This window comes from Escherichia whittamii (assembly GCF_014836715.1).
Classification (GTDB): domain Bacteria; phylum Pseudomonadota; class Gammaproteobacteria; order Enterobacterales; family Enterobacteriaceae; genus Escherichia; species Escherichia whittamii.
Window position 1 is genome coordinate 307,868 of the sequence record NZ_JACSQI010000004.1, and the last position, 21,662, is coordinate 329,529.

The 21,662-nt window shown below is 47.2% G+C and carries 17 protein-coding genes and 1 pseudogene; 8 read left to right on the forward strand and 10 right to left on the reverse strand.

The window, feature by feature from the left end:
* Positions 1-127 precede the first annotated feature (127 nt).
* The 3 genes from mppA (at position 128) to H9644_RS09300 (ending at position 4,937) form a co-directional block, all read left to right on the forward strand.
* On the forward strand, positions 128-1,741 hold the full coding sequence (gene mppA, locus H9644_RS09290; RefSeq protein WP_191774284.1) for a murein tripeptide ABC transporter substrate-binding protein MppA: 1,614 nt from the start codon (positions 128-130) through the stop codon (positions 1,739-1,741).
* Between the two features lie 280 nt (positions 1,742-2,021).
* On the forward strand, positions 2,022-3,008 hold the full coding sequence (locus tag H9644_RS09295; protein WP_064527325.1) for a glycoside hydrolase family 25 protein: 987 nt from the start codon (positions 2,022-2,024) through the stop codon (positions 3,006-3,008).
* 3 nt (positions 3,009-3,011) lie between these two features.
* Positions 3,012-4,937, forward strand: coding sequence for a GH25 family lysozyme (locus tag H9644_RS09300; protein WP_191774286.1), 1,926 nt, complete (start codon positions 3,012-3,014; stop codon positions 4,935-4,937).
* Positions 4,938-4,994: 57 nt separating this feature from the next.
* On the opposite strand, the gene ynaI is transcribed toward H9644_RS09300, so the two are convergent.
* Positions 4,995-6,026 carry a low conductance mechanosensitive channel YnaI gene (gene ynaI / locus H9644_RS09305; RefSeq protein ID WP_064527329.1) on the reverse strand — a complete coding sequence of 344 codons (1,032 nt, stop codon included), beginning with the start codon at positions 6,024-6,026 and terminating at the stop codon, positions 4,995-4,997.
* Positions 6,027-6,269: 243 nt separating this feature from the next.
* Between ynaI and H9644_RS09310 the strand changes: the two genes are divergently transcribed.
* Positions 6,270-6,527, forward strand: a complete 258-nt coding sequence (locus H9644_RS09310; RefSeq protein WP_064527331.1) for a DUF2534 family protein — start codon at positions 6,270-6,272, stop codon at positions 6,525-6,527.
* Positions 6,528-6,577: 50 nt separating this feature from the next.
* Here the strand turns inward: H9644_RS09310 and uspE are convergent, their stop codons facing one another.
* From uspE to H9644_RS09330, 4 genes and pseudogenes are all read right to left on the reverse strand, one after another.
* Positions 6,578-7,528 carry a universal stress protein UspE gene (gene uspE / locus H9644_RS09315; RefSeq protein WP_064527333.1) on the reverse strand — a complete coding sequence of 317 codons (951 nt, stop codon included), beginning with the start codon at positions 7,526-7,528 and terminating at the stop codon, positions 6,578-6,580.
* A gap of 150 nt (positions 7,529-7,678) precedes the next feature.
* Complete coding sequence (gene fnr, locus H9644_RS09320; RefSeq protein ID WP_000611911.1) at positions 7,679-8,431, reverse strand: fumarate/nitrate reduction transcriptional regulator Fnr; 753 nt, start codon at positions 8,429-8,431, stop codon at positions 7,679-7,681.
* 194 nt (positions 8,432-8,625) lie between these two features.
* Entirely contained in the window at positions 8,626-9,141 is a 516-nt protein-coding gene (gene ogt, locus H9644_RS09325; RefSeq protein ID WP_064527339.1) for a methylated-DNA--[protein]-cysteine S-methyltransferase, read from the reverse strand.
* Between the two features lie 10 nt (positions 9,142-9,151).
* Positions 9,152-9,294 (reverse strand): annotated as a pseudogene (locus tag H9644_RS09330) (AbgT family transporter); the annotation flags it as partial.
* A gap of 653 nt (positions 9,295-9,947) precedes the next feature.
* On the opposite strand from H9644_RS09330, the gene smrA reads away from it, so the two are divergent.
* Positions 9,948-10,511 (forward strand): DNA endonuclease SmrA, encoded by a 564-nt coding sequence (gene smrA, locus H9644_RS09335; protein ID WP_064527341.1) that lies wholly within the window; start codon positions 9,948-9,950, stop codon positions 10,509-10,511.
* Positions 10,512-10,541: 30 nt separating this feature from the next.
* On the opposite strand, the gene H9644_RS09340 is transcribed toward smrA, so the two are convergent.
* The gene (locus tag H9644_RS09340; protein ID WP_191774288.1) at positions 10,542-11,774 is read right to left on the reverse strand and encodes a sensor domain-containing diguanylate cyclase; all 1,233 of its coding nucleotides are present in this window, start codon (positions 11,772-11,774) and stop codon (positions 10,542-10,544) included.
* A gap of 256 nt (positions 11,775-12,030) precedes the next feature.
* On the opposite strand from H9644_RS09340, the gene zntB reads away from it, so the two are divergent.
* The 3 genes from zntB (at position 12,031) to dbpA (ending at position 14,865) form a co-directional block, all read left to right on the forward strand.
* Positions 12,031-13,014 carry a zinc transporter ZntB gene (zntB, locus tag H9644_RS09345; RefSeq protein WP_064527345.1) on the forward strand — a complete coding sequence of 328 codons (984 nt, stop codon included), beginning with the start codon at positions 12,031-12,033 and terminating at the stop codon, positions 13,012-13,014.
* 274 nt (positions 13,015-13,288) lie between these two features.
* Positions 13,289-13,462: a proline-rich small protein YnaL gene (gene ynaL / locus H9644_RS21810; protein ID WP_064527351.1), complete on the forward strand. Its 174-nt coding sequence runs from the start codon at positions 13,289-13,291 to the stop codon at positions 13,460-13,462.
* 29 nt (positions 13,463-13,491) lie between these two features.
* Positions 13,492-14,865 carry an ATP-dependent RNA helicase DbpA gene (gene dbpA / locus H9644_RS09350; protein ID WP_191774290.1) on the forward strand — a complete coding sequence of 458 codons (1,374 nt, stop codon included), beginning with the start codon at positions 13,492-13,494 and terminating at the stop codon, positions 14,863-14,865.
* Positions 14,866-14,959: 94 nt separating this feature from the next.
* Here dbpA and ttcA read toward each other — a convergent pair whose 3' ends face one another.
* The 4 genes from ttcA to nifJ form a co-directional block, all read right to left on the reverse strand.
* Positions 14,960-15,895 (reverse strand): tRNA 2-thiocytidine(32) synthetase TtcA, encoded by a 936-nt coding sequence (ttcA, locus tag H9644_RS09355; RefSeq protein WP_064527356.1) that lies wholly within the window; start codon positions 15,893-15,895, stop codon positions 14,960-14,962.
* A 175-nt stretch (positions 15,896-16,070) separates the two neighbouring features.
* On the reverse strand, positions 16,071-16,505 hold the full coding sequence (gene uspF / locus H9644_RS09360) for a universal stress protein UspF (RefSeq protein WP_064527357.1): 435 nt from the start codon (positions 16,503-16,505) through the stop codon (positions 16,071-16,073).
* Between the two features lie 139 nt (positions 16,506-16,644).
* A complete protein-coding gene (gene ompC / locus H9644_RS09365; protein ID WP_191774292.1) occupies positions 16,645-17,763 on the reverse strand; it encodes a porin OmpC in 1,119 nt (372 codons plus the stop codon).
* A gap of 365 nt (positions 17,764-18,128) precedes the next feature.
* Positions 18,129-21,653, reverse strand: a complete 3,525-nt coding sequence (nifJ, locus tag H9644_RS09370) for a pyruvate:ferredoxin (flavodoxin) oxidoreductase (protein ID WP_191774294.1) — start codon at positions 21,651-21,653, stop codon at positions 18,129-18,131.
* Positions 21,654-21,662: the final 9 nt, after the last annotated feature.

Below are 21,662 nucleotides of genomic sequence, written 5' to 3' on the forward strand. Positions count from 1 at the left end.
ATCAAATCCTTTTCGACAACGATATGTTATCGATCTTTTATCACTTTTTTACCGGAAGTTATTTGCATTTCTTCAAGGAGAAACAAATAATTACGCATCAATATTAACGTCGGTTTGAGGGTAACTTATGAAGCACGCTGTTTCAGTAACTTGTTGTGCGCTGTTAGTCAGCAGCATTTCTCTTTCGTATGCTGCTGATGTTCCGAGCGGCACAGTACTGGCAGATAAGCAGGAGCTGGTGCGTCATATTAAGGATGAACCTGCATCATTGGATCCCGCGAAAGCGGTTGGTTTGCCGGAGATTCAGGTGATTCGCGATTTGTTTGAAGGACTCGTGAATCAGAATGAAAAAGGGGAGATTGTCCCTGGCGTCGCCACCCAGTGGAAAAGCAATGACAACCGTATCTGGACCTTTACCCTGCGCGATGATGCTAAATGGGCAGATGGCACACCGGTTACAGCGCAGGATTTTGTCTATAGCTGGCAACGTCTGGTGGACCCGAAAACGTTGTCTCCATTTGCCTGGTTTGCCGCGTTGGCGGGGATAAACAACGCTCAGGCGATTATTGATGGTAAAGCCACGCCTGACCAACTTGGCGTCACTGCCGTTGATACCCATACCCTGAAAATCCAGCTTGATAAACCATTACCGTGGTTTGTTAATTTGACGGCCAATTTTGCCTTCTTCCCGGTGCAAAAAGCCAACGTTGAAAGCGGTAAAGATTGGACGAAACCGGGGAAACTTATCGGCAACGGCGCATATGTGCTTAAAGAACGCGTGGTGAATGAAAAGCTGGTGGTTGTACCGAATACCCATTATTGGGATAACGCAAAAACGGTGCTGCAAAAAGTGACTTTCCTGCCGATTAATCAGGAGTCCGCTGCCACGAAACGTTATCTTGCAGGTGACATTGATATCACTGAATCCTTCCCGAAAAATATGTATCAAAAGCTGTTGAAGGATATTCCTGGACAGGTTTATACGCCGCCGCAGTTGGGGACTTATTATTATGCCTTCAATACGCAAAAAGGGCCGACGGCAGATCAACGCGTCCGTCTGGCATTAAGTATGACGATTGATCGCCGCCTGATGACGGAAAAAGTATTGGGTACTGGTGAAAAACCAGCATGGCATTTTACGCCAGATGTTACAGCCGGATTTACGCCGGAACCTTCGTCGTTTGAACAAATGAGTCAGGAAGAACTGAACGCCCAGGCGAAAACATTGTTAAGCGCTGCCGGTTATGGACCCCAGAAGCCGTTGAAACTGACGCTGTTGTATAACACTTCAGAAAACCATCAGAAAATTGCGATTGCCGTAGCGTCGATGTGGAAAAAGAATCTTGGTGTGGACGTCAAATTGCAGAATCAGGAATGGAAAACCTATATCGATAGCCGTAACACCGGTAATTTTGATGTTATCCGCGCATCATGGGTTGGGGACTATAATGAACCGTCTACTTTCCTGACGCTGTTAACGTCAACGCACTCGGGAAATATTTCACGGTTTAATAATCCGGCATACGATAAAGTGCTGGCCCAGGCATCGACTGAAAATACCGTTAAAGCGCGCAATGCCGATTACAACGCGGCAGAGAAAATTCTCATAGAACAAGCGCCTATAGCACCGATTTATCAGTATACCAATGGGCGATTAATCAAACCGTGGTTGAAAGGTTATCCAATTAATAACCCGGAAGATGTGGCCTATAGCCGCACAATGTATATTGTGAAGCATTAATATGATGTCATCTGGCGCGTTTATGCGCGCCAGATTTAACAACCCCGATAAAATATCTTCTTTTTTAAAATCCTCCCTATAAAAATCACACCCAAGCTAATTATTTGAGTTTTTCTGCCAATATCCAGCATAAATAATAATTAAATATTTTATTTAAAAGCTGTATTACATACTTCCAATATAAGCTGTGCTTTACTTTTCTTTACAACGCAAGACGTATTGCGTTCCTTGTGAAAATTTTCATTCGCAAACAGACACGCAGCTAAAATGGGGTGGTAAAATGAAAAAATCCTTAGCTATTCCTTTAGTTATCTCGTTATTACTCCTTCATTATCCTTCTTTAAGTCTGGCCGCAGAATCACTGCCCGATGCCACGTCGTTGGGGCTGGAAAACTTAACGAATGATCTCTCTCGACAAGAATTGTTTGTAAAAATACTGGAGTCGGATCCTTCTCGTGATAAAGAGTTTGATTCCTTTGCTGTAAAAAAATATTTTAAATTTCCGGCTGATGTCGCTTACGATTCGGTATTGAATCAACCACGACCCAGTTCTTTATTTGGAGTGGATATCAGCCATCATAACGGTAAAAACTTCCCGATCGAACTGTTGGCAAAAAATAAGTCTGTGTTCTTATATATGAAGTCCAGTCAAGGAACGCGTTATGTTGATCCTGAATTCGCCGGTTTTTGGCAGCGTGCTGGGGATACTGAGCGAGGGATAAAACTTCACCGTGGGGCCTACCACTTTCTTTCCAGTGGCACACCGGCAGACGACGCGGAATTGTGGGGACGCAAGCAGGCAATGACGTTTGTTAAAGTTATTAAAGCCAACGGTGGGTTAAGGGCGACAGATATGCCACCGGCGGTGGATGTTGAGTGGGATGTAGATTCATCAACTGGCAAGGACCGCTGGCAGAAGCGTAAACCCACTGAAATAATCACGATGATCAAGGCATTCACCGCGCAGGTAGAAGCCGATTTAGGGCGTAAACCGGTTATCTACACTGCGCGTGCGTGGTGGAAAGATGCCGTCGGCGGAGAAAAAAGTTTTGCCCAGGTTGCAGAACATAATCTGTGGCTGGCTGATTATTCTAATCAGGCACAGGCCAGCGAAACGCCGCGTTCAATTAACCAGACAAAATGGGCAATCTGGCAGTTTACTGATGCTGCGCAGCTTAATTTGGGATCAAGTAAGAAATTCGATGCCAGTATATACAAGGGCCCGACCGCTGAGTTTTATTCCACTCTGGGTGTGCAGGAGTTTTAAATCATGAACAGGCGATGGCCAAATTTATGTAAAACGGTCCTGGGGCTGTTAATTGCAGGAATATCACTGGGAATGACTGATGTCCGCGCAGATGACATTTGCAAAAATGGCGCAATGGTCCCTGATGAATATTGTCATTTTTTTGTCCACTATGGGCCAGATAACCCAGGGAAACTGGATATCCGGATCAGTGATGCGTTAAAAATACCCGATCAGGATGCAGCGAAAACTCGCTCGATCGGGTTGATTATTGCAATTTCAAAATATCCACTATTACATGCAGATATTCCGGCAGCCGCGGTGGATGGCCAGAGAATGGCTGATTTTCTTATCAACGGACAGAAGTTTGATGAGGTTATTTTACTGAGAGATCAGGAAGCATCATTAGATAATATTAATTATTTTTTAAAGGAATATTTACCTGCCAGAGGGACGATGTTTGATAAGAAAGCTCGCTTGTTAATTGCTTATTCAGGCCATGGTCGTTTTGGCACTCAAAATGGTAATTCTGATAAAGCCCCTGCGTTTGTATTGAGCAACGCTACGGATATTGATGGTTCAAAAGGCATGTATGAAATGCCAGCTCTGAACACACAACTTAATATTCTGGCAAAGCGTTATTTCCATGTTCTGACTTTAGTCAATGCTTGCTTTGGTTCTGGCTTGTATGGCATGACTATCGGAGCAGGTAATTCTAACTCGTACAGTAATCCTGGTGCGTATGCAATAGCTGCCGGTGATGATAAAACAGAGGTTTACTCACTGGAGGCAAAGCGCGGTAGTGTCTTTTTCGATACAATTATCAAAGGAGTAACGAATGGTGTTGCCGACGAACGTTTTGGTAAGTCGTATATGGTAAAGGTAGATGGAAAAAAGGAATACTACGCAGGAATAACCAGAACATTGAGTTTATTTATCTATGTTAATGATCAATATTCAGATATTAATGAAAAACTGGATGAACAAGGTAAGGGATTACACTTAAGCGATGCCTGGATAGGTGCAACAGAAATGCCCGCGGGTCCAGGGGGATTCTTCTTCATCAATGAACCTGCGGCAAGTCGTCTGGATAATAAGACTCAGTTGGCTGCGGGTAAAGCAGGGGAGTTTACGAATATTGATGTGGCCTCATTCTCAATTGATAAGTCAGACCCTGTCCCCGCAGATAATCAGGAAAAAGATAATAAATCGATTGAGATTCCTTATGGCCCCGTAAGTGCAATTCCCAACCGTCCTGACATTCGTATTTTTAAAACGCCAGAAATTTACCCGATTCACGGGCATGATATTTCTTCTAACGATGGTGAAATAGACTGGAAATTATTCCAGGAAAAATCGTCTGCGCGTTTTGTGTATGCGAGAGTGGTTGGCTGGAGAGGTCCCGATTCATCATTTAAGTCTCACTGGAAACGATTAGCAGATTCCAAATTTGACCGTGGAGGTTATTTCAAATTTGATTTTTGTCGCACACCTGAGGCGCAATTGGAAACGGCAAAAAGTCTCCTGCCCGCAGACCCGAAAATGTTGCCGCCCGGCATTCTATTGGTAAATCCTGAAGGTGAAGATACAACTCAACTAAACTGCTTTAAAAAATCGGGAATGTCTAATGCACGTAATGATATTTTGCGTTTTGCCGATTTAATCTACAAAAATTATCATAAAACGCCCATATTGTATGGTAATCATAATAACCTGTCACATTTCATGGATAGCCGATTCGAGCAGTATATGGTGTGGATGGGGTATTGGGGACAAGCTGGTGTGAAGCTTGAAGGGCGTAATCCCTGGACGCTTTGGCAATATTCAGGGAATGAAACGGTGCCGGGGATCGGTCACAGTACAGAGTCGGAAGTTTTCTTTGGTACTGAGGAACAATATGTTCAGTTTAAAGCTGGCGAGAATAATGTCGCACTGGCTGCTGTTAATTGAATAATAAATAAGACTGGATGGCGAATAAGCATTTCGCCATCCAGTTTCTGCGGGTTGTTACTTCACCTGTTCTGGTAGTGTGTTATTCTCCATATACAACGTCTGGCTGGGGAAGGCAAAATCCGCGCCATGCGACTGTACAATATCGATAATTTTCAAATATACGTCCTGCTGGGCGGCAAGCCATTCGGCCCAAACCGTGGTTTTAGTAAAGCAATAAACCATAATATTTAGCGATGAATCGGCAAACTGGTTGAAATAAACCAATAGAGTTTGCCGCTGGTCGATGGCGGGATGATTATTAAGCATTTCGCGTACCGCTTCGACAATAGCGCCCACTTTAGCCGCATCTTCATAACGTAAACCAATGGTCGTAGTAATACGACGGTTGGTCATTCGACCGGGGTTTTCTACGCTGATAGACGAAAACAGCGAGTTCGGCACATACAGCGGACGATGATCAAATGTGGTGATTTTAGTCATTCGCCAGCCAATTTCTGCCACCGTTCCTTCGATATTTCTGTCAGGAGAACGGATCCAGTCGCCAATACTAAAGGGGCGATCAAAGTAGAGCATAATGCCGGAAAAGAAGTTGCTCAGAATATCCTTACCGGCCATACCCACTGCAAGACCACCAATTCCACCAAAAGTCAGCAAGCCAGAAAGGCTCATGCCGAAATGTTCGCCATAGAGCAGAACAATGACGACGATGATGCTGATTTTGATGATCCGCGACATAATCCGTGCACTGGTAATATCGCGGCCTTTTTTAATCTGCTGTTTTTCAAACTGATTGATTAGAAGGAATAACTTAACCGTCAGGATAAGCGCTATCAGGGACGTACAGATAAAATCAATAGCGTCCGGGGTGATAAATTTGAGTTTGTAGTTTTCAATGACATAATTAATGATGCTACCGACAGCACTGATAATTATGGTGTAGATTAAAAATTGCACTGCGTGGAATAAGAATCCTTTTCTGTTATGATTTCCACGGCGAAACCAAAAGCTCATAAGAATCAATGCTGCGCAGCTACCGAAAATAATGACCAGATTAAGCGCATTATTTGTAAACAGTTCAGCGATCATTGTTTTATCAGGCTCCTCCAGATTGTTGACGTCATGCCGGAAACCCCTGGCGGGGTTATTTTATCGCGATAATTCATGCATATCATCAATAGACAGGGAAGGAAGTAGCAACATTAGCGAATTTATCAACGAGTTGATGATATGTTACGCGACAATCTATTGCTTTCAGAGCAGACAACGTCAAAATGTCATGGTATTGTTACGCGCAAGTAACAAAGAGTTTGTCTGCAAAAGGATTACATTATGATCATGGCGAAACTGAAGTCAGCGAAGGGAAGAAAGTTTCTCGTAGGTTTGTTGGCGGTTTTCATTATTGCGGCGTCGGTAGTGACTCGCGCGACTATTGGTGGCGTTATTGAACAATACAATATCCCGCTGTCCGAATGGACGACATCAATGTATGTGATTCAGTCGTCAATGATTTTTGTCTATAGCCTGGTCTTTACCGTGTTACTGGCAATCCCGCTGGGTATTTATTTCCTCGGTGGAGAGGACAAGTAAGTAAAAGAAAAGGCCCGTAACTTCGGGCCTTGATAGCAGGTGACGAACGATTAATCGTCGTCTTCGTCATCCAGTTCGACAGGTGTCTGGTATTGGTCTGGTTTAATCACCAGCAGGTCGCAGCGAAGATGATCAATCACTTGTTCCGCCGTATTGCCAAGGAATGCTGCAGAAATACCAGTACGTCCTACGGTTCCCAGAACCACAATGCCTGCCTGTAAATGCTCCGCTAAATCGGGAATCACTTCTTCCGGCAGACCTTTTTCGACATGCGTCATTTTCTCGTCAATGCCGAATTTCTGCCGCAGGGCTTTCATTGCCAGTAAATGTTGCCCGCGAATAGCATCGTTATAAACGCTTGGATCAAATTCCGGCAGTTCAATCGCAATATTGATGGGGGTTACTGGATAAGCTCCAACCAGATGTACCTCGGTGTGGTTGACCTGGTCCGCCAGCTCGATCGTCTCTTTCACCAGTTTTTCATTGAGCGCATTATGATACGGCTCTTCGCTGGCGAGATTGACCGCCACCAGCGCCTTACCTCCTTCCGGCCACGGCTGGTCTTTCACCATCCACACCGGGCTTGGGCATTTGCGTAACAGATGCCAGTCTGTTGGAGTAAAAATCACCGCTTCCAGGCGGTCATGTTGGTGCGCCATTTTTAGCACCAGATCGTGCCCACCGCTAAGTACTTCCTGAATGATGGCTTCGAAAGGGCGGTTATGCCAGACCACTTTAATTTCAATGGGAACGCCAGCGTTAAGATAGTATTTCGCCTGCTCGTGGATCCACGCAGTACGCTGACTAATGACGCCCTGACGCATGGCGGTCCGCTCGTCGGGTGAGAGCAGGGTAGTCATCTCGTATGAGAAGTCATAAATAGGCAAAAAGGCTTTAATTTTGCCACCAATCCGTTGATGCAAATAAACAGCTCGCCGTAATGCGGGTTGATCGTCCTGGTTAGGATCGATAACAACAAGCATGTTCTGATACATAGCCATACAGAGTCTCCTTACAACAACTGTCAATGCAGTTTGTATTAAAAGAGTAACCCAGATCTGGTGAATGAAACAGTGATGAACCTTCTGCCAGATCAATAAATGAGAAAAATTTAATGATATGACAGAAGGATAGTGAGTTATGCGGAAAAATCAGGCGACGTTGCGTGTATGACCGGCTAGTTGGGCCAGCGCATCGTTATTTTCGATGGTGATATATTTACCTTTGACTGCCAGCATGCCGCTTTTCTGGAAGCGCCCCAGCAGACGGCTGATGGTTTCTACCGTCAGGCCCAGATAGTTACCGATATCGCCACGAGTCATCGTCAGGCGGAATTCACGAGGGGAGAAGCCGCGTTGGGCAAAACGACGGGACAGATTGTAGATAAATGCAGCCAGACGTTCTTCGGCATTTTTCTTCGACAACAGCAGGATCATGTCCTGATCGCCTTTAATTTCGCCGCTCATCAGACGCATCATCTGTTGGCGCAGATTTGGCATTTTACCAGACAGATCGTCCAGCGTTTCGAATGGAATTTCACACACCATCGAGGTTTCAAGTGCCTGGGCGAAGCTTGGATGATGACCGCTGCCTATGGCATCAAAACCCACCAGATCGCCTGCTAAATGGAAGCCAGTGATTTGCTCGTCGCCTTGCTCTGTAATGGTATAACTTTTAATCGTACCGGAGCGGATGGCATAAAGCGATTTAAGTTCATCACCAGCCTTAAACAGCGTCTGGCCTTTCTGAATAGGCTTCTTTCGCTCGATGATATTATCAAGCTGATCAAGCTCATGTTCGTTGAGTGTGAACGGGATGCAAAGCTGACTGATGCTGCAATCCTGGCAATGGATAGCACAACCGCCAGACTGAATGCGCCGTATAATTCGCTTTTCCGGGATCATAGGTCTGCTCAAGCCGTAATTGATATTTGTCAATTTTAACATCTTTTTAGGGAGCAAGTAAGTCTAAGCAAACCTTAACAGCAGAGAATTCCGATAATAGATGTAAATTTATACCTATCTAATTGAAAAACCTTAGATTGTTAATGATGACTTTACGTAAAAGTGTGAACAAGCAGGCACAAATTGCTTAATGTTTACAGTAAAAGATAACCTTCATGGCGCAATAACCACTCTTTTCGCTGCACTCCGCCTGCATATCCTGTCATTGTGCCGTTTCGGCCAATGACCCGGTGACAAGGCACTACAATACTGATCGGGTTTGCACCGTTGGCTGCGCCGACGGCACGCGCGGCCCCTGGGCGGCCTAGTTGTTCTGCCAGTTGACCGTAATGCATTACCTGTCCACACGGGATAGTGCGTAGCGTTTTCCATACTTCCCGTTGAAATGGCGTGCCGCCGGTGGCAGTGGGTAGGGAATCAATAATGCTTAGATTACCGGCAAAATAATCACGGAGTTTATCGCTCAACCCGCCGGGATTGGTGGCAGAAATACGCTCATAACCTTCTTTGCGATAATGGATGTCCAACAGTTGCACCATGCGATCGCTATACTCTTCCCACTCAACCGCCCGCAGACGAAATTGTTCATCGCAAATAATCCATAGAGGACCCAGTGGCGTGGCAATTTTTTCTTCAAGTAATCTCAGCATCCGTTCTCTCTTAAGATAAATGTGGGTAAACCCCCGGACTAATCAGCTGACCGACAAGATACCACGCAAGCAACATTAGCAGCCATACCACAAGAAGATAAGAGGGTACGGTAAGACTAATGAATAGTAGGTACCTGGATTCGCTTCCGGTTTTATCGATAGTGCTGAAGTGGATTTCCGGGCTAAATGCGTCTGCCGCTTCGTTACTTCTTCCGACACCGGCGAAAATGTAGTTTTCTGCAATGCAAACAAATGAATAAAAAATAGAGTCTGTCGACATCCGCCAGACTCTACAGTACACACAGCAGTGCATCCGCGTCTTGAATCCGGCCTGTTTCCTGTCAGCCGGTGACAGTGTTATAACGGTTTTGCCCATCAGTTGCCAATTTTCTTCAGTGACAGATTTCACGAAAATATAAGTTAAACCGTTCACCTCGTGATTGAATAATCATGCATCGTTAATCGACTGGCGAATTTAGCGGGTGATTAACCTGTGCGGCGTTTGAACATATTGCCAAATGACTTGCTTAAGTATATTTCAGGCGAAGTGCAACGAATTACCTTCATTATATATTGGTTATGTGATGGACAAATCGCCTTAATTAGGGGCTGTGCAGGCTCACTCCCGACCTAAACTGTTCGATACTGCAACCTGGCTGGTATAAAATGCCCCGCCTGCGGGGGGCACTTGCCGGTATGGAGCAAAATGTTGTTTCAACTTACGAAGTGAACGATGCAGCAAGTATCAGATGTATGAACGATTAACCCGTCTGAATCACGACGTGCGAAGGTACATAGGAGGTTACATGAACCTTGACGACAAATCGCTGTTTCTTGACGCCATGGAAGATGTCCAACCACTGAAACGCGCTACTGATGTCCACTGGCATCCTGTGCGTAACCAACGTGCGCCGCAGCGTATAGACACGCTGCAACTTGATAATTTCCTCACCACGGGATTTCTCGATATTATCCCGCTAAATCAGCCACTGGAGTTTCGTCGGGAAGGCTTACAACATGGGGTGCTCGATAAGCTACGCAGCGGCAAATATCCACAACAGGCTAGCCTGAATTTACTACGCCAGTCGGTAGAAGAGTGCCGCAAAATGGTGTTTAGTTTTATTCATCAGGCGCGGGCGGATGGTTTGCGCAATGTACTTATCATTCACGGCAAAGGCAGAGATGATAAATCTCATGCCAACATTGTCCGTAGTTATGTTGCACGCTGGCTGACAGAGTTTGATGACGTACAGGCTTATTGCACCGCGCTACCGCATCATGGCGGCAGCGGAGCGTGTTACGTTGCACTGCGTAAAACAGCGCAGGCGAAACAAGAAAACTGGGAGCGTCACGCTAAACGCAGTCGATAATTCATTGACGCTTCCGCGCTATTGAAAATATCAAGCCGCCAGTACGCGGTTGCGTCCGTCATTTTTCGCCCGATACAACGCATCATCTACGCGTTTAAACAGTTCATCGATGCCTTCATTGCCTTCGTGATGTGCCACGCCAATGCTGACCGTAAAGCGCGGTAAACCAGAAATACTCACTTTTGCCACGCTCAATCGGATAGTTTCAGCGAGAGAAATTGCGGTATCCAGCGGAGTTCTTGGTAATAATAAGACGAACTCTTCACCTCCCCATCGAAACACCATATCGCCTTTGCGAGCGCAGCTTTCGAGCGTACGCGCCAGTGCGCATAAAACTTCATCACCTTTCTGGTGACCGTACAGGTCATTGATATGCTTAAAACGATCGGTGTCGATAAGCAACAAACTGTAATCCTGAGCGATTGCGAGATGCTGCATCTGGCCTTGCTCGGTGATGTGATAAAATTGTCGGCGGTTAAGTAACCCCGTCAATGCGTCATGGTGAGCAGCGTGCTCCAGCTGCTGTTCCAGCCTTTTTTGCTCGGTAATATCATGCACGATGCACAACATTAACTTGTCGCCATAAATCTCAATTGGCCCGGCATAAGTTTGCACATGACGAGTAGATCCATCTGCCAGCTTATGGACAAAGTTAAGTGGTTTATGCCCGCCGGGTAAACGCGAAATTTCATGCATGACAGGCATCACACGGCGCCCAAGAATATTAATTTCCCAGGTGTGTTTCTGACAGATTGTTTCATGGTTATAGCCATAGAAATTGAGTGCGGCCACATTGGCGTCGACAATTTGGCCATCACGCGAGGGATCTATCAACAGCATTGGCGCGGAGTTAGTCAGAAAAAAGCGCGCATAAAACCCTTGTTTTTTACGCTGATAATTTGCAGAACGGCTGGCTTTTAAGCCCAGACTCGCGGGTGTCTCCATTCCTTCAAATATAATCACTTCCCCATAATCACTCATCTCTTTAAGGGTCAACCGACAGCTTAATGCTGTCTCTTCACCATTACGATTGACCGTGAGAATTTCTACAATATCGAGTTGGTTATGCAGGTCTACGAGATATTTTGGTAGTTCGTTTTGGGAGGAGACGGAATAGAGGCCGGTTCGTAGCTGACTAAAAGTGAGTTCTTGCATCAACAGTTGTGCTGCGCTATTAGCATAAATTAACCGTTCTTCGAAGGGTGAAACGATCCAGACAGGACTGGTTAATAAGTCCAGGGTACTGAAGTTGTGCGTAGTCATTGAAATCCCGTTATTTTTATCAATTTTCTGTTGTTATCTGATCGAAAAAATGCCACGACAAATGATCAGATAATTCTGATAATGATAGACGCTATTTAACACTTTACCCCTTTTCTCATCATGAAAAGTATTTTGCTTTCTGTATTTAGTTTTGACAGGATTTTATTAATCATTTCAGGGTAATGGAGTGAGGAGATGTTGCGTAAGATGACCAGAAGACTAGACTACAAAATAAAGCATTGATAATGGAGGCACTGTGGATACGATTAAGGGATCGGACATAAATGTACCGGATGCAGTATTTGCCTGGATGTTGGATGGTAAAGGCGGCGTTAAACCGCTGGAAAATACAGATGAGATAGATGAAGAGCATCCCTGCTGGCTCCACCTTAATTATGTGCACCATGACAGCGCTCAGTGGCTGGCTACGACACCATTGCTGCCAAATAACGTGCGTGACGCACTGGCAGGGGAAAGCACGCGGCCCAGAGTCAGCCGTCTTGGCGAAGGGACGTTGATTACTTTGCGCTGCATTAATGGCAGTACTGATGAACGTCCCGACCAGCTGGTCGCCATGCGTGTTTATATGGACGGTCGGTTCATTGTCTCGACCCGACAACGTAAAGTACTGGCGTTAGACGATGTCGTTAGCGATCTGGAAGAGGGGACCGGCCCGACCGATTGCGGAGGCTGGCTGGTGGATGTGTGTGATGCATTAACCGATCACTCCAATGAGTTTATAGAGCAACTGCACGATAAAATTATCGACTTAGAAGATAATTTACTTGATCAACAAATTCCGCCGCGCGGTTTCCTGGCACTACTACGAAAACAACTCATTGTTATGCGTCGCTATATGGCGCCGCAGCGGGATGTTTATGCTCGTCTTGCCAGCGAGCGCCTGCCCTGGATGAATGACGATCAACGGCGCCGAATGCAGGATATTGCTGACCGTCTTGGGCGCGGTCTGGACGAGATTGACGCGTGCATTGCGAGAACTGGCGTGATGGCGGACGAAATCGCCCAAGTGATGCAGGAAAATCTGGCCCGCCGTACTTATACAATGTCATTGATGGCAATGGTCTTTTTACCCAGTACATTTTTAACTGGGTTATTTGGCGTTAACCTCGGCGGTATTCCTGGTGGAGGATGGCAATTTGGTTTTTCGCTTTTTTGTATTCTGTTAGTTGTTCTTATTGGTGGTGTTGCTTTATGGTTGCACCGTAGTAAATGGTTGTAACAAAAGAAAATTTGTCTACTTTCTGTATACAAAAACGCCGTAAAGTTTGAGCGAAGTCAATAAACTCTCTACCCATTCAGGGCAATATCTTTCACGCAGGTGAATGCAACGTCAAGCGATGGGCGTTGCGCTCCATATTGTCTTACTTCCTTTTTTGAATTACTGCATAGCACAATTGATTCGTACGACGCCGACTTAGATAAGTCGGCTTTTTTTTGCCTGTTATCTGTCAACGTCTACCCTTTAAGAGTCTACCCAATGACTAAAGGGAAATATGATGACACTCATTTATTTGCAAATTCCTGTCCCTGAACCGATTCCTGGCGAGCCCGTCCCAGTTCCCGATCCAATCCCTCGTCCACAACCTATGCCCGACCCGCCGCCCGATGAAGAACCGATTAAATTGTCGCAACGTGAGCGTAGATCTGCGAGGATACGCGCCTGCTAACTTTGCGCTGATGACCACGAGAATAGATTGTGACCGCTTTTTCTACCCTGAACGTTTTGCCTCCCGCCCAGCTCACTAACCTTAATGAGTTGGGTTACTTAACCATGACACCGGTGCAGGCCGCCGCACTTCCGGCGATCCTTGCCGGAAAAGATGTTCGCGTGCAGGCGAAAACCGGCAGCGGAAAAACCGCGGCATTTGGCCTCGGGTTGTTACAGCAAATTGATGCGTCGCTGTTTCAGACTCAGGCTTTAGTGCTGTGTCCGACTCGTGAACTGGCGGATCAAGTCGCAGGGGAGTTACGTCGGCTGGCGCGTTTTCTACCAAATACCAAAATCTTGACCTTATGCGGGGGTCAGCCGTTTGGCATTCAGCGCGATTCACTGCAACACGCGCCGCATATCATCGTAGCAACGCCGGGGCGTTTGTTGGATCACCTGCAAAAAGGCACTGTTTCGTTAGATGCGTTGAATACGTTGGTAATGGATGAAGCCGACCGTATGCTGGATATGGGGTTTAGCGACGCAATTGATGAAGTCATCGGTTTTGCTCCTGCTTCTCGCCAGACGCTTCTCTTCTCTGCTACCTGGCCGGAAGCGATCGCCGCAATTAGCGGTCGTGTACAACGAGATCCCCTGGCGATTGAAATAGACACAACAGATGCTCTGCCACCTGTTGAACAACAATTTTATGAGACATCCAGCAAGGGCAAAATTCCGTTATTGCAACGGTTATTAAGTGTGCATCAGCCATCGTCTTGTGTGGTGTTTTGTAACACCAAAAAAGATTGCCAGGCTGTGTGTGACGCGCTGAACGAAGTAGGGCAAAGTGCATTGTCGTTACATGGCGATCTGGAACAACGTGACCGCGACCAGACTCTGGTACGTTTTGCCAACGGTAGCGCCCGCGTGCTGGTTGCGACCGATGTCGCTGCGCGTGGACTGGATATTAAATCGCTTGAACTGGTGGTGAACTTTGAGCTGGCGTGGGACCCTGAAGTTCATGTGCATCGTATTGGGCGTACGGCGCGTGCAGGAAATAGTGGTCTGGCGATCAGTTTCTGTGCGCCAGAAGAAGCACAGCGTGCCAATATCATTGCCGACATGTTGCAGATGAAACTTAACTGGCAAACGCCACCAGTCAGCAGGGACATTGTGCCGCTGGAGGCAGAAATGGCAACGTTGTGTATCGATGGCGGGAAAAAAGCCAAAATGCGACCGGGCGATGTGTTAGGTGCGTTGACGGGTGATATTGGTCTTGATGGCGCTGATATCGGCAAAATCACCGTGCATCCAGCGCATGTTTATGTCGCAGTGCGTCAGTGTGTTGCCCATAAGACATGGAAGCAGTTACAGGGCGGCAAGATTAAAGGGAAAACGTGCCGGGTACGGTTGTTAAAATAAGGAAATGTTGAATTGCCGGATGCGACGCTGGCGGCGTCTTATCCGGCCTACACAAGAGTAGCCCGATAAGCTTGCGTATCGGGCGCTATCCTGGTTATTTCACTTCAACCACATTCAGCCGCAGTTCATCCAGTTGATTTTCGTCTTCTTCTGGTTGCCAGCCTGCGGGTTGCAGTGGGATCTCTTCACGGTCGAAGGCCAGATCGCCACCATTAACCACTTCTGAACCGTGGGTAATGCCTTTGAAATCGAACAGATTGGTATCGCACAGATGAGACGGCACTACATTTTGCATTGCGCTGAACATTGTCTCGATACGTCCCGGATAACGCTTATCCCAGTCGCGTAGCATATCGGCAATCACCTGACGTTGCAGGTTAGGCTGCGAGCCGCACAGGTTACATGGAATAATCGGGAAGGCTTTCGCATCGGCAAAACGCTGAATATCTTTTTCGCGGCAGTAGGCCAGCGGACGAATCACGATATGTTTGCCATCATCGCTCATCAGTTTCGGTGGCATCCCTTTCATCTTGCCACCGTAGAACATATTTAAGAACAGCGTTTGCAGAATATCATCGCGGTGGTGGCCCAGTGCGATTTTCGTGGCACCCAGTTCTGTTGCGGTGCGATAAAGGATACCGCGACGCAGACGAGAGCACAGTGAGCAGGTGGTTTTTCCTTCAGGGATTTTCTCTTTTACGATCCCGTAAGTATTCTCTTCAACAATCTTATACTCAACGCCCAGCTTTTCGAGATACTCCGGCAGAACGTGTTCCGGGAAGCCAGGCTGTTTCTGGTCAAGGTTAACGGCAACCAGCGAGAAATTGATTGGCGCGCTTTGCTGCAAATTACGCAGGATCTCCAGCATGGTATAGCTGTCTTTGCCCCCGGAGAGGCAAACCATAATGCGGTCGCCATCTTCAATCATATTGAAGTCAGCAATGGCTTCGCCCACGTTACGACGCAGACGTTTTTGCAATTTGTTCAGGTTGTATTGCTCTTTCTTACTAATTTCTTGATTTTGTGACATTTAATAGCGACTCAATTCGTTATATGGCATCAGAAAAGTATGCGTCATGCCGGAACGTCCAGCATAAGAAATCTGATATAAAAACTGTGGCGTGTATGGTACGGATTAGAGGGGAAAATGTCAGCACATTTGCGAAATGAATCAAAAAGCCCGCAGCGATCTGCGGGCGTTAGTGTTAGCGTACGACCAGCACTGAGCACTCTGCGTGACGCACTACGGCGGCGGCGTTAGAGCCCAGCAAGTAGGTGGTGATGTCCGGTCGATGGGAGGCGATAATGATCATATGAGCAGGGATCTTTTTCGCCATTTCCAGAATACGGTCTTTTGGCGAACCCTCTTCGACATGAACATGCACCCTGTCAGATGGCAGTTTGAATTTTTTAATTATCTCTTCCAGTTGCGATTTGGCTTCCGCTTTCAGGTCATCCATTGCGGGTAATTCTGCGGAATACGCTAATCCCAGAGAGGCATAGTAGGGCAGCGAAGGTATTACCGTCAGGAAATGAACCTCTGCGTCATCAATCTTTGCCTCTGCCTCAACGTGGCTAATCACGCGTTGAGTTAATTCTGAATCTGAAATATCGATAGGGACAAGAATCGTTCTGTTCATAAAACCTCCTGTTTTAGTATCCGCATAAAGTGTAACGCCAGATGACACATTTTGTGTAATGACGGAGTTCACATTTTTAATTTAGATCAAGGGAGGAAAAATATGAAGAAAAAGCCCGCCAAACGGCGGGCAGGCAAGATTAAAACTGGTATACCAGACCTAAAGCAACGATATCATCGGTAGAGATACCGTTCGCAGCGTAGAAGCCGTCATCTTCATCAAGCAGGTTGATTTTATAATCAACATAGGTGGACATGTTTTTGTTGAAATAATATGTTGCGCCAACATCAGCGTATTTAACCAGATCTTTATCGCCATCAGTCCCGACCAAATCGTTGCCTTTAGACATCAGGAAAGAGACAGCCGGACGCAGGCCAAAATCAAACTGATACTGGGCTGTAACTTCAAAGTTCTGAGTTTTGTCGGCAATCGTATTTGCTGAATTGCCGTAAGGCGTCATGTTACGGGTTTCAGAGTACATGGTTGCAAGGTAGATATTGTGAGCATCGTATTTTGCCCCTGCCGTCCATGCGTCAGCCTTATCGCCTTTTGCTGTAGAGAATTCCGCCTGTTGGTTGGTACGATCAGAACTGGTATACGCAGCACCAATGCTCACCCCCATACCTAAGTCATAGGTAGAGGAAATACCGAAGCCGTCGCCATTTGCATTCTTAATATTACGATCGCCACCGTTTGCAGTACCTTCTTGCTCATGGCTAACCTGGTTTTCGTTCGCTCCCTGATACTGTAACGCAAAGTTCAGGCCATCAACCAAACCAAAGAAATCGGTGTTACGGTAAGTCGCGACGCCGTTTGCACGACCGGTCATATAGTTATCGGCTTTAGTATAAGAGTCGCCACCGAATTCAGGCAGCATATCTGTCCAGCCTTCGATGTCGTACATCACGCCATAATTACGACCATAGTCAAATGAACCGAAGTCACCAAATTTCAGACCGGCAAATGCCAGACGAGTCCAGGAGTCGCCTTTATCATTTTCAGAGCCATTAGCCTGAACGTTATATTCCCACTGACCATAACCGACCAGTTGATCGGTAATTTGGGTTTCGCCTTTAAAACCAAAACGCACATAAGTTTGATCACCATCACTATTCGCATTATCAGAAAAATAATGCAGGCCATCGACTTTGCCATACAGGTCTAATTTATTGCCGTCTTTATTATAAACTTCTGCTGCATGTGCAGCACCTGCGGCGAGCAGGGCAGGAATTAAGAGCGCCAGTACTTTGCTTTTCATTGAATAAATCCTTTAGTTATTTTATTTGCATTAATTTCCCCTGCTTGGGGAATGAAAACATCCTAAAGGAGAAGTTCAGTTAGCAGATAAATATAATTTGTTACGCCTTAAGTAAAACCTTAATAAGATAATTCTACGGAAATAGTGATAAGTTTGATGAATGTGTTATTGAGGATTCATGCAAAATTAAAATTATACATTTAATAAAGCATGGGTTATTCTGCGCGGGTTATATGCCTTTATTGTCACAGATTTTATTTTCGGTTGGGTCATTGCATTACTAATGTTCTTCCAATGAATAAAAAGACAAGCCCGAACTTTCGTTCGGGCTTTTTTTTGAGTTGGATAATCGTTATCCAGAAAGTTTACTCGGTGCTATTTTTTTCCGCCTTTCCGGCCATTTGTGCCAGGAAGTCATAACGTTTTTGCAAATCAGCGGCGGCATCTTTCCATAATTGTTCTGCCACTTCTGGCTGTTGCGTGTTCAGACGGCGGAAACGCTGCTCATGAAGAAGCGTTTCTTCCAGAGCTTCTGAAGGCGGGCGGGAATCCAGCGCCAGCGGCAGTTTACCCTCATCGGCTCGACGCGGATCAAAGCGATACAGAGGCCAGAAGCCAGTTGCGGTGAGTTGACGCATTTGATCGTGACTTAATGCCAGATCATAACCGTGCTCTTCACATGGGCTGTAAGCAATAATAAGCGATGGCCCCGGATACGCTTCAGCTTCCTGAATCGCTTTCACCGTCTGGTTGAGTTGAGCGCCAAGAGAAATCTGCGCGACATAAACATGACCGTACATCATCATGCTAACACCAAGATCTTTGCGTGCCTTGCGTTTGCCATGCTCACCAAACTTAGTTACCGCGCCAAGCGGAGTGGCTTTCGACGCCTGACCACCGGTATTGGAATAGCATTGTGTATCCAGCACCAGGATGTTGACGTTTTCCGTCAGACTCAGCACATGATCCAGACCGCCAAAGCCGATGTCGTAAGCCCAGCCGTCACCACCAATCAGCCAGATTGATTTCTCAACAAGCGCATCGGCGTCACGCAGCAGTTCATGTGCTTCGGCAACATCGTTGAGTTGCTGGCGTAAATCAGCGACTTGTTCACGACGAACGTCTGGCGTGGCGTCTGATTTCAACGCCGCCAGTAACTCAGCCGGGATTTTATCGGCAAATTGATCCAGCAAACGCAATACGCGTGCGCGGTGTTGATCGACCGTCAGGCGGAAACCAAGGCCGAATTCGGCGTTATCTTCAAAGAGAGAATTTGCCCAGGCAGGTCCACGACCGTTGGCATCGGTGGTATATGGCGTGGAAGGCAGGTTACCGCCATAAATTGAAGAACAACCAGTAGCGTTGGCAATCAACATCCGATCGCCATAGAGCTGAGTGAGCAATTTAATATACGGCGTCTCACCACAGCCGGAGCAAGCGCCAGAATATTCAAACAGCGGAGTGATCAACTGCGAAGTACGAATATCAATACGTTCCAGTTTGCTGCGGTCGATTTCTGGTAAATTCAGGAAGAAGTCGTAGTTGATTTTCTCTTCTTCTACATGTTCCAGACGCGACATCATATTGATGGCTTTGATCTCTGGATCCTGACGGTCTTTCGCCGGGCAAACTTCGACGCACAGATTACAACCGGTGCAATCTTCCGGTGCGACCTGCAACACATATTTCTGCCCGCGCATATCACGAGATTTCACATCCAGTGAATGCAGGCTGGCCGGAGCGTTTTCCATCGCTTCGGGCGGTACGACTTTCGCGCGAATGGCGGAGTGTGGGCAAGCCGCGACGCAGTGGTTGCATTGGGTACAGAGTTCCTCTTTCCAGATAGGGATCTCTTCAGCAATGTTGCGTTTTTCCCAGCGAGTAGTCCCCATCGGCCAGGTGCCGTCTGGTGGTAGCGCCGAAACGGGGAGGGCGTCGCCAAGTCCGGCGAGCATCGCAGCGGTAACCGTTTTGACAAAATCGGGTGCGGCATCAGATACCACAGGCGGACGGTTGGCACTTTGCGGATTTACCGGTTGCAGTGGTACTTCCTCAACGGATTCGAGCGCCAGTGCCAGAGCTTGCCAGTTGCGTTCCACCAGATCCTGGCCTTTGCTGCTGTAGCTTTTGGCAATGGCGCCCTGAAGTTCGGCCAGGGCGCTGTCGCCAGGCAGAATTTGCGTCAGGTGGAAGAACGCCATCTGCATGACGGTGTTAATGCGGGCTGCCAGCCCACATTCGCGGGCAATTTTCGCCGCGTTAATCACATAGAAACGCGCTTTTTTCTGGTTCAACACAGCCTGGACTTCTTGCGGCAGCCGCGACCAGACTTCATCGGCACTGTACGGCGTGTTGAGCAGGAAAATACCGCCTGGTTTTAAACGTTCGGCCATTTGATATTTGTCGATAAACTGCAACTGGTGGCAGCCAACAAAATCAGCTTGCGAAATCAAATACGCGGAACGGATGGGCTGCTCGCTTACGCGCAGATGGGAAACCGTCAGGCCCCCCGCTTTTTTAGAGTCGTAAACAAAATAGCCCTGTGCGTACCATGGCGTCGAGTTACCGATAATTTTGATATTGTTTTTAGTTGCGGAAACGCTGCCGTCGCTACCCAGCCCGTAAAAGAGTGCTTCCAGTTTTGCGGAGTTCGGCAGAGTATTTTCCGGCAACGGTAGCGACAAATTGGTTACATCGTCATAAATACCGACGGTAAAGCGTGCTTTCGGCTTGGCTGCGTTGAGTTCGGCGAATACTGCAAGCACGCAGTCCGGGCCAAACTCTTTGGATGATAAGCCATAGCGCCCGCCAATGACGCGTGGCAGTGTTTCGCGCTCGCCATTATTAAAGGCTTCAGCCAGCGCCGTCATTACATCCAGATACAGTGGTTCTGCCTGCGCACCAGGCTCTTTGGTGCGATCCAGCACCGCCACAGTACGTACAGAGCTCGGCAATGCTTGCAGTAAGTGTCTGGCGGAGAAAGGGCGGTAAAGTCGAACTTTTAGCACGCCTACTTTTTCGCCTCGGGTCAGCAATTCGTCCACGACTTCTTCACAGGTGCCGATGGCCGACCCCATCAGGATAATCACCCGTTCCGCCTGCGGATGACCATAATACTCAAACGGCTGATACTGGCGACCTGTAGCGGCAGCGAAATCAGTCATCGCCTGTTCAACATGGTCATAGACCGCGTTGTACCACGGGTTAGTGGCCTCGCGTGACTGGAAGTAAGTGTCCGGATTAGCCGACGTACCGCGGATCACAGGATGTTCCGGATTAAGTGCGCGAATGCGATGAGCATCAATTTCTGCCTGGGGCATCAGCTCAAGAATAGTGTCGTCGGCCAGTGGGACAATTTTGTTGATTTCGTGGGAAGTGCGGAAACCATCAAAGAAATGAATAAATGGCACGCGGCTTTTCAGCGTTGCGATGTGCGAAATGAGAGCAAAGTCTTGTGCTTCCTGCACGTTTGCTGCACACAGCATGGCGCAGCCAGTCTGACGTACCGCCATCACGTCTGAATGATCGCCAAAAATAGAGAGCGCATGAGTGGCCACAGTGCGCGCAGCCACATGCAGTACAAACGGCGTCAACTCACCCGCCAGTTTATACAGCGTCGGGATCATCAGCAGTAAACCCTGCGACGATGTAAATGATGTCGAAAGAGCGCCTGTTTGCAAAGCACCATGCACAGTTGCGATAGCGCCAGCTTCTGACTGCATTTCAACTACACGAGGTGTATCTCCCCATACGTTCTTCAGGCCGTTTCCGGCCCAGGCATCAGCCTGTTCTGCCATCGTGGAACTCGGGGTAATAGGGTAAATGGCGATAACTTCACTGGTGCGAAATGCCACCGAAGCTACCGCGCCATTTCCGTCAATTGTGATCATACGACACCC

What these genes read in the sequence shown, in the direction of transcription:
- nifJ (WP_191774294.1), bottom strand. Translation starts at nt 21,653, where the DNA reads ATGATCACAATTGACGGAAATGGCGCGGTAGCTTCGGTGGCATTTCGC.
- H9644_RS09295 (WP_064527325.1), top strand. Translation starts at nt 2,022, where the DNA reads ATGAAAAAATCCTTAGCTATTCCTTTAGTTATCTCGTTATTACTCCTT.
- uspE (WP_064527333.1), bottom strand. Translation starts at nt 7,528, where the DNA reads ATGGCTATGTATCAGAACATGCTTGTTGTTATCGATCCTAACCAGGAC.
- ttcA (WP_064527356.1), bottom strand. Translation starts at nt 15,895, where the DNA reads ATGTCACAAAATCAAGAAATTAGTAAGAAAGAGCAATACAACCTGAAC.
- uspF (WP_064527357.1), bottom strand. Translation starts at nt 16,505, where the DNA reads ATGAACAGAACGATTCTTGTCCCTATCGATATTTCAGATTCAGAATTA.
- mppA (WP_191774284.1), top strand. Translation starts at nt 128, where the DNA reads ATGAAGCACGCTGTTTCAGTAACTTGTTGTGCGCTGTTAGTCAGCAGC.
- fnr (WP_000611911.1), bottom strand. Translation starts at nt 8,431, where the DNA reads ATGATCCCGGAAAAGCGAATTATACGGCGCATTCAGTCTGGCGGTTGT.
- H9644_RS09300 (WP_191774286.1), top strand. Translation starts at nt 3,012, where the DNA reads ATGAACAGGCGATGGCCAAATTTATGTAAAACGGTCCTGGGGCTGTTA.
- ogt (WP_064527339.1), bottom strand. Translation starts at nt 9,141, where the DNA reads ATGCTGAGATTACTTGAAGAAAAAATTGCCACGCCACTGGGTCCTCTA.
- ynaI (WP_064527329.1), bottom strand. Translation starts at nt 6,026, where the DNA reads ATGATCGCTGAACTGTTTACAAATAATGCGCTTAATCTGGTCATTATT.
- H9644_RS09310 (WP_064527331.1), top strand. Translation starts at nt 6,270, where the DNA reads ATGATCATGGCGAAACTGAAGTCAGCGAAGGGAAGAAAGTTTCTCGTA.
- ompC (WP_191774292.1), bottom strand. Translation starts at nt 17,763, where the DNA reads ATGAAAAGCAAAGTACTGGCGCTCTTAATTCCTGCCCTGCTCGCCGCA.
- smrA (WP_064527341.1), top strand. Translation starts at nt 9,948, where the DNA reads ATGAACCTTGACGACAAATCGCTGTTTCTTGACGCCATGGAAGATGTC.
- ynaL (WP_064527351.1), top strand. Translation starts at nt 13,289, where the DNA reads ATGATGACACTCATTTATTTGCAAATTCCTGTCCCTGAACCGATTCCT.
- H9644_RS09340 (WP_191774288.1), bottom strand. Translation starts at nt 11,774, where the DNA reads ATGACTACGCACAACTTCAGTACCCTGGACTTATTAACCAGTCCTGTC.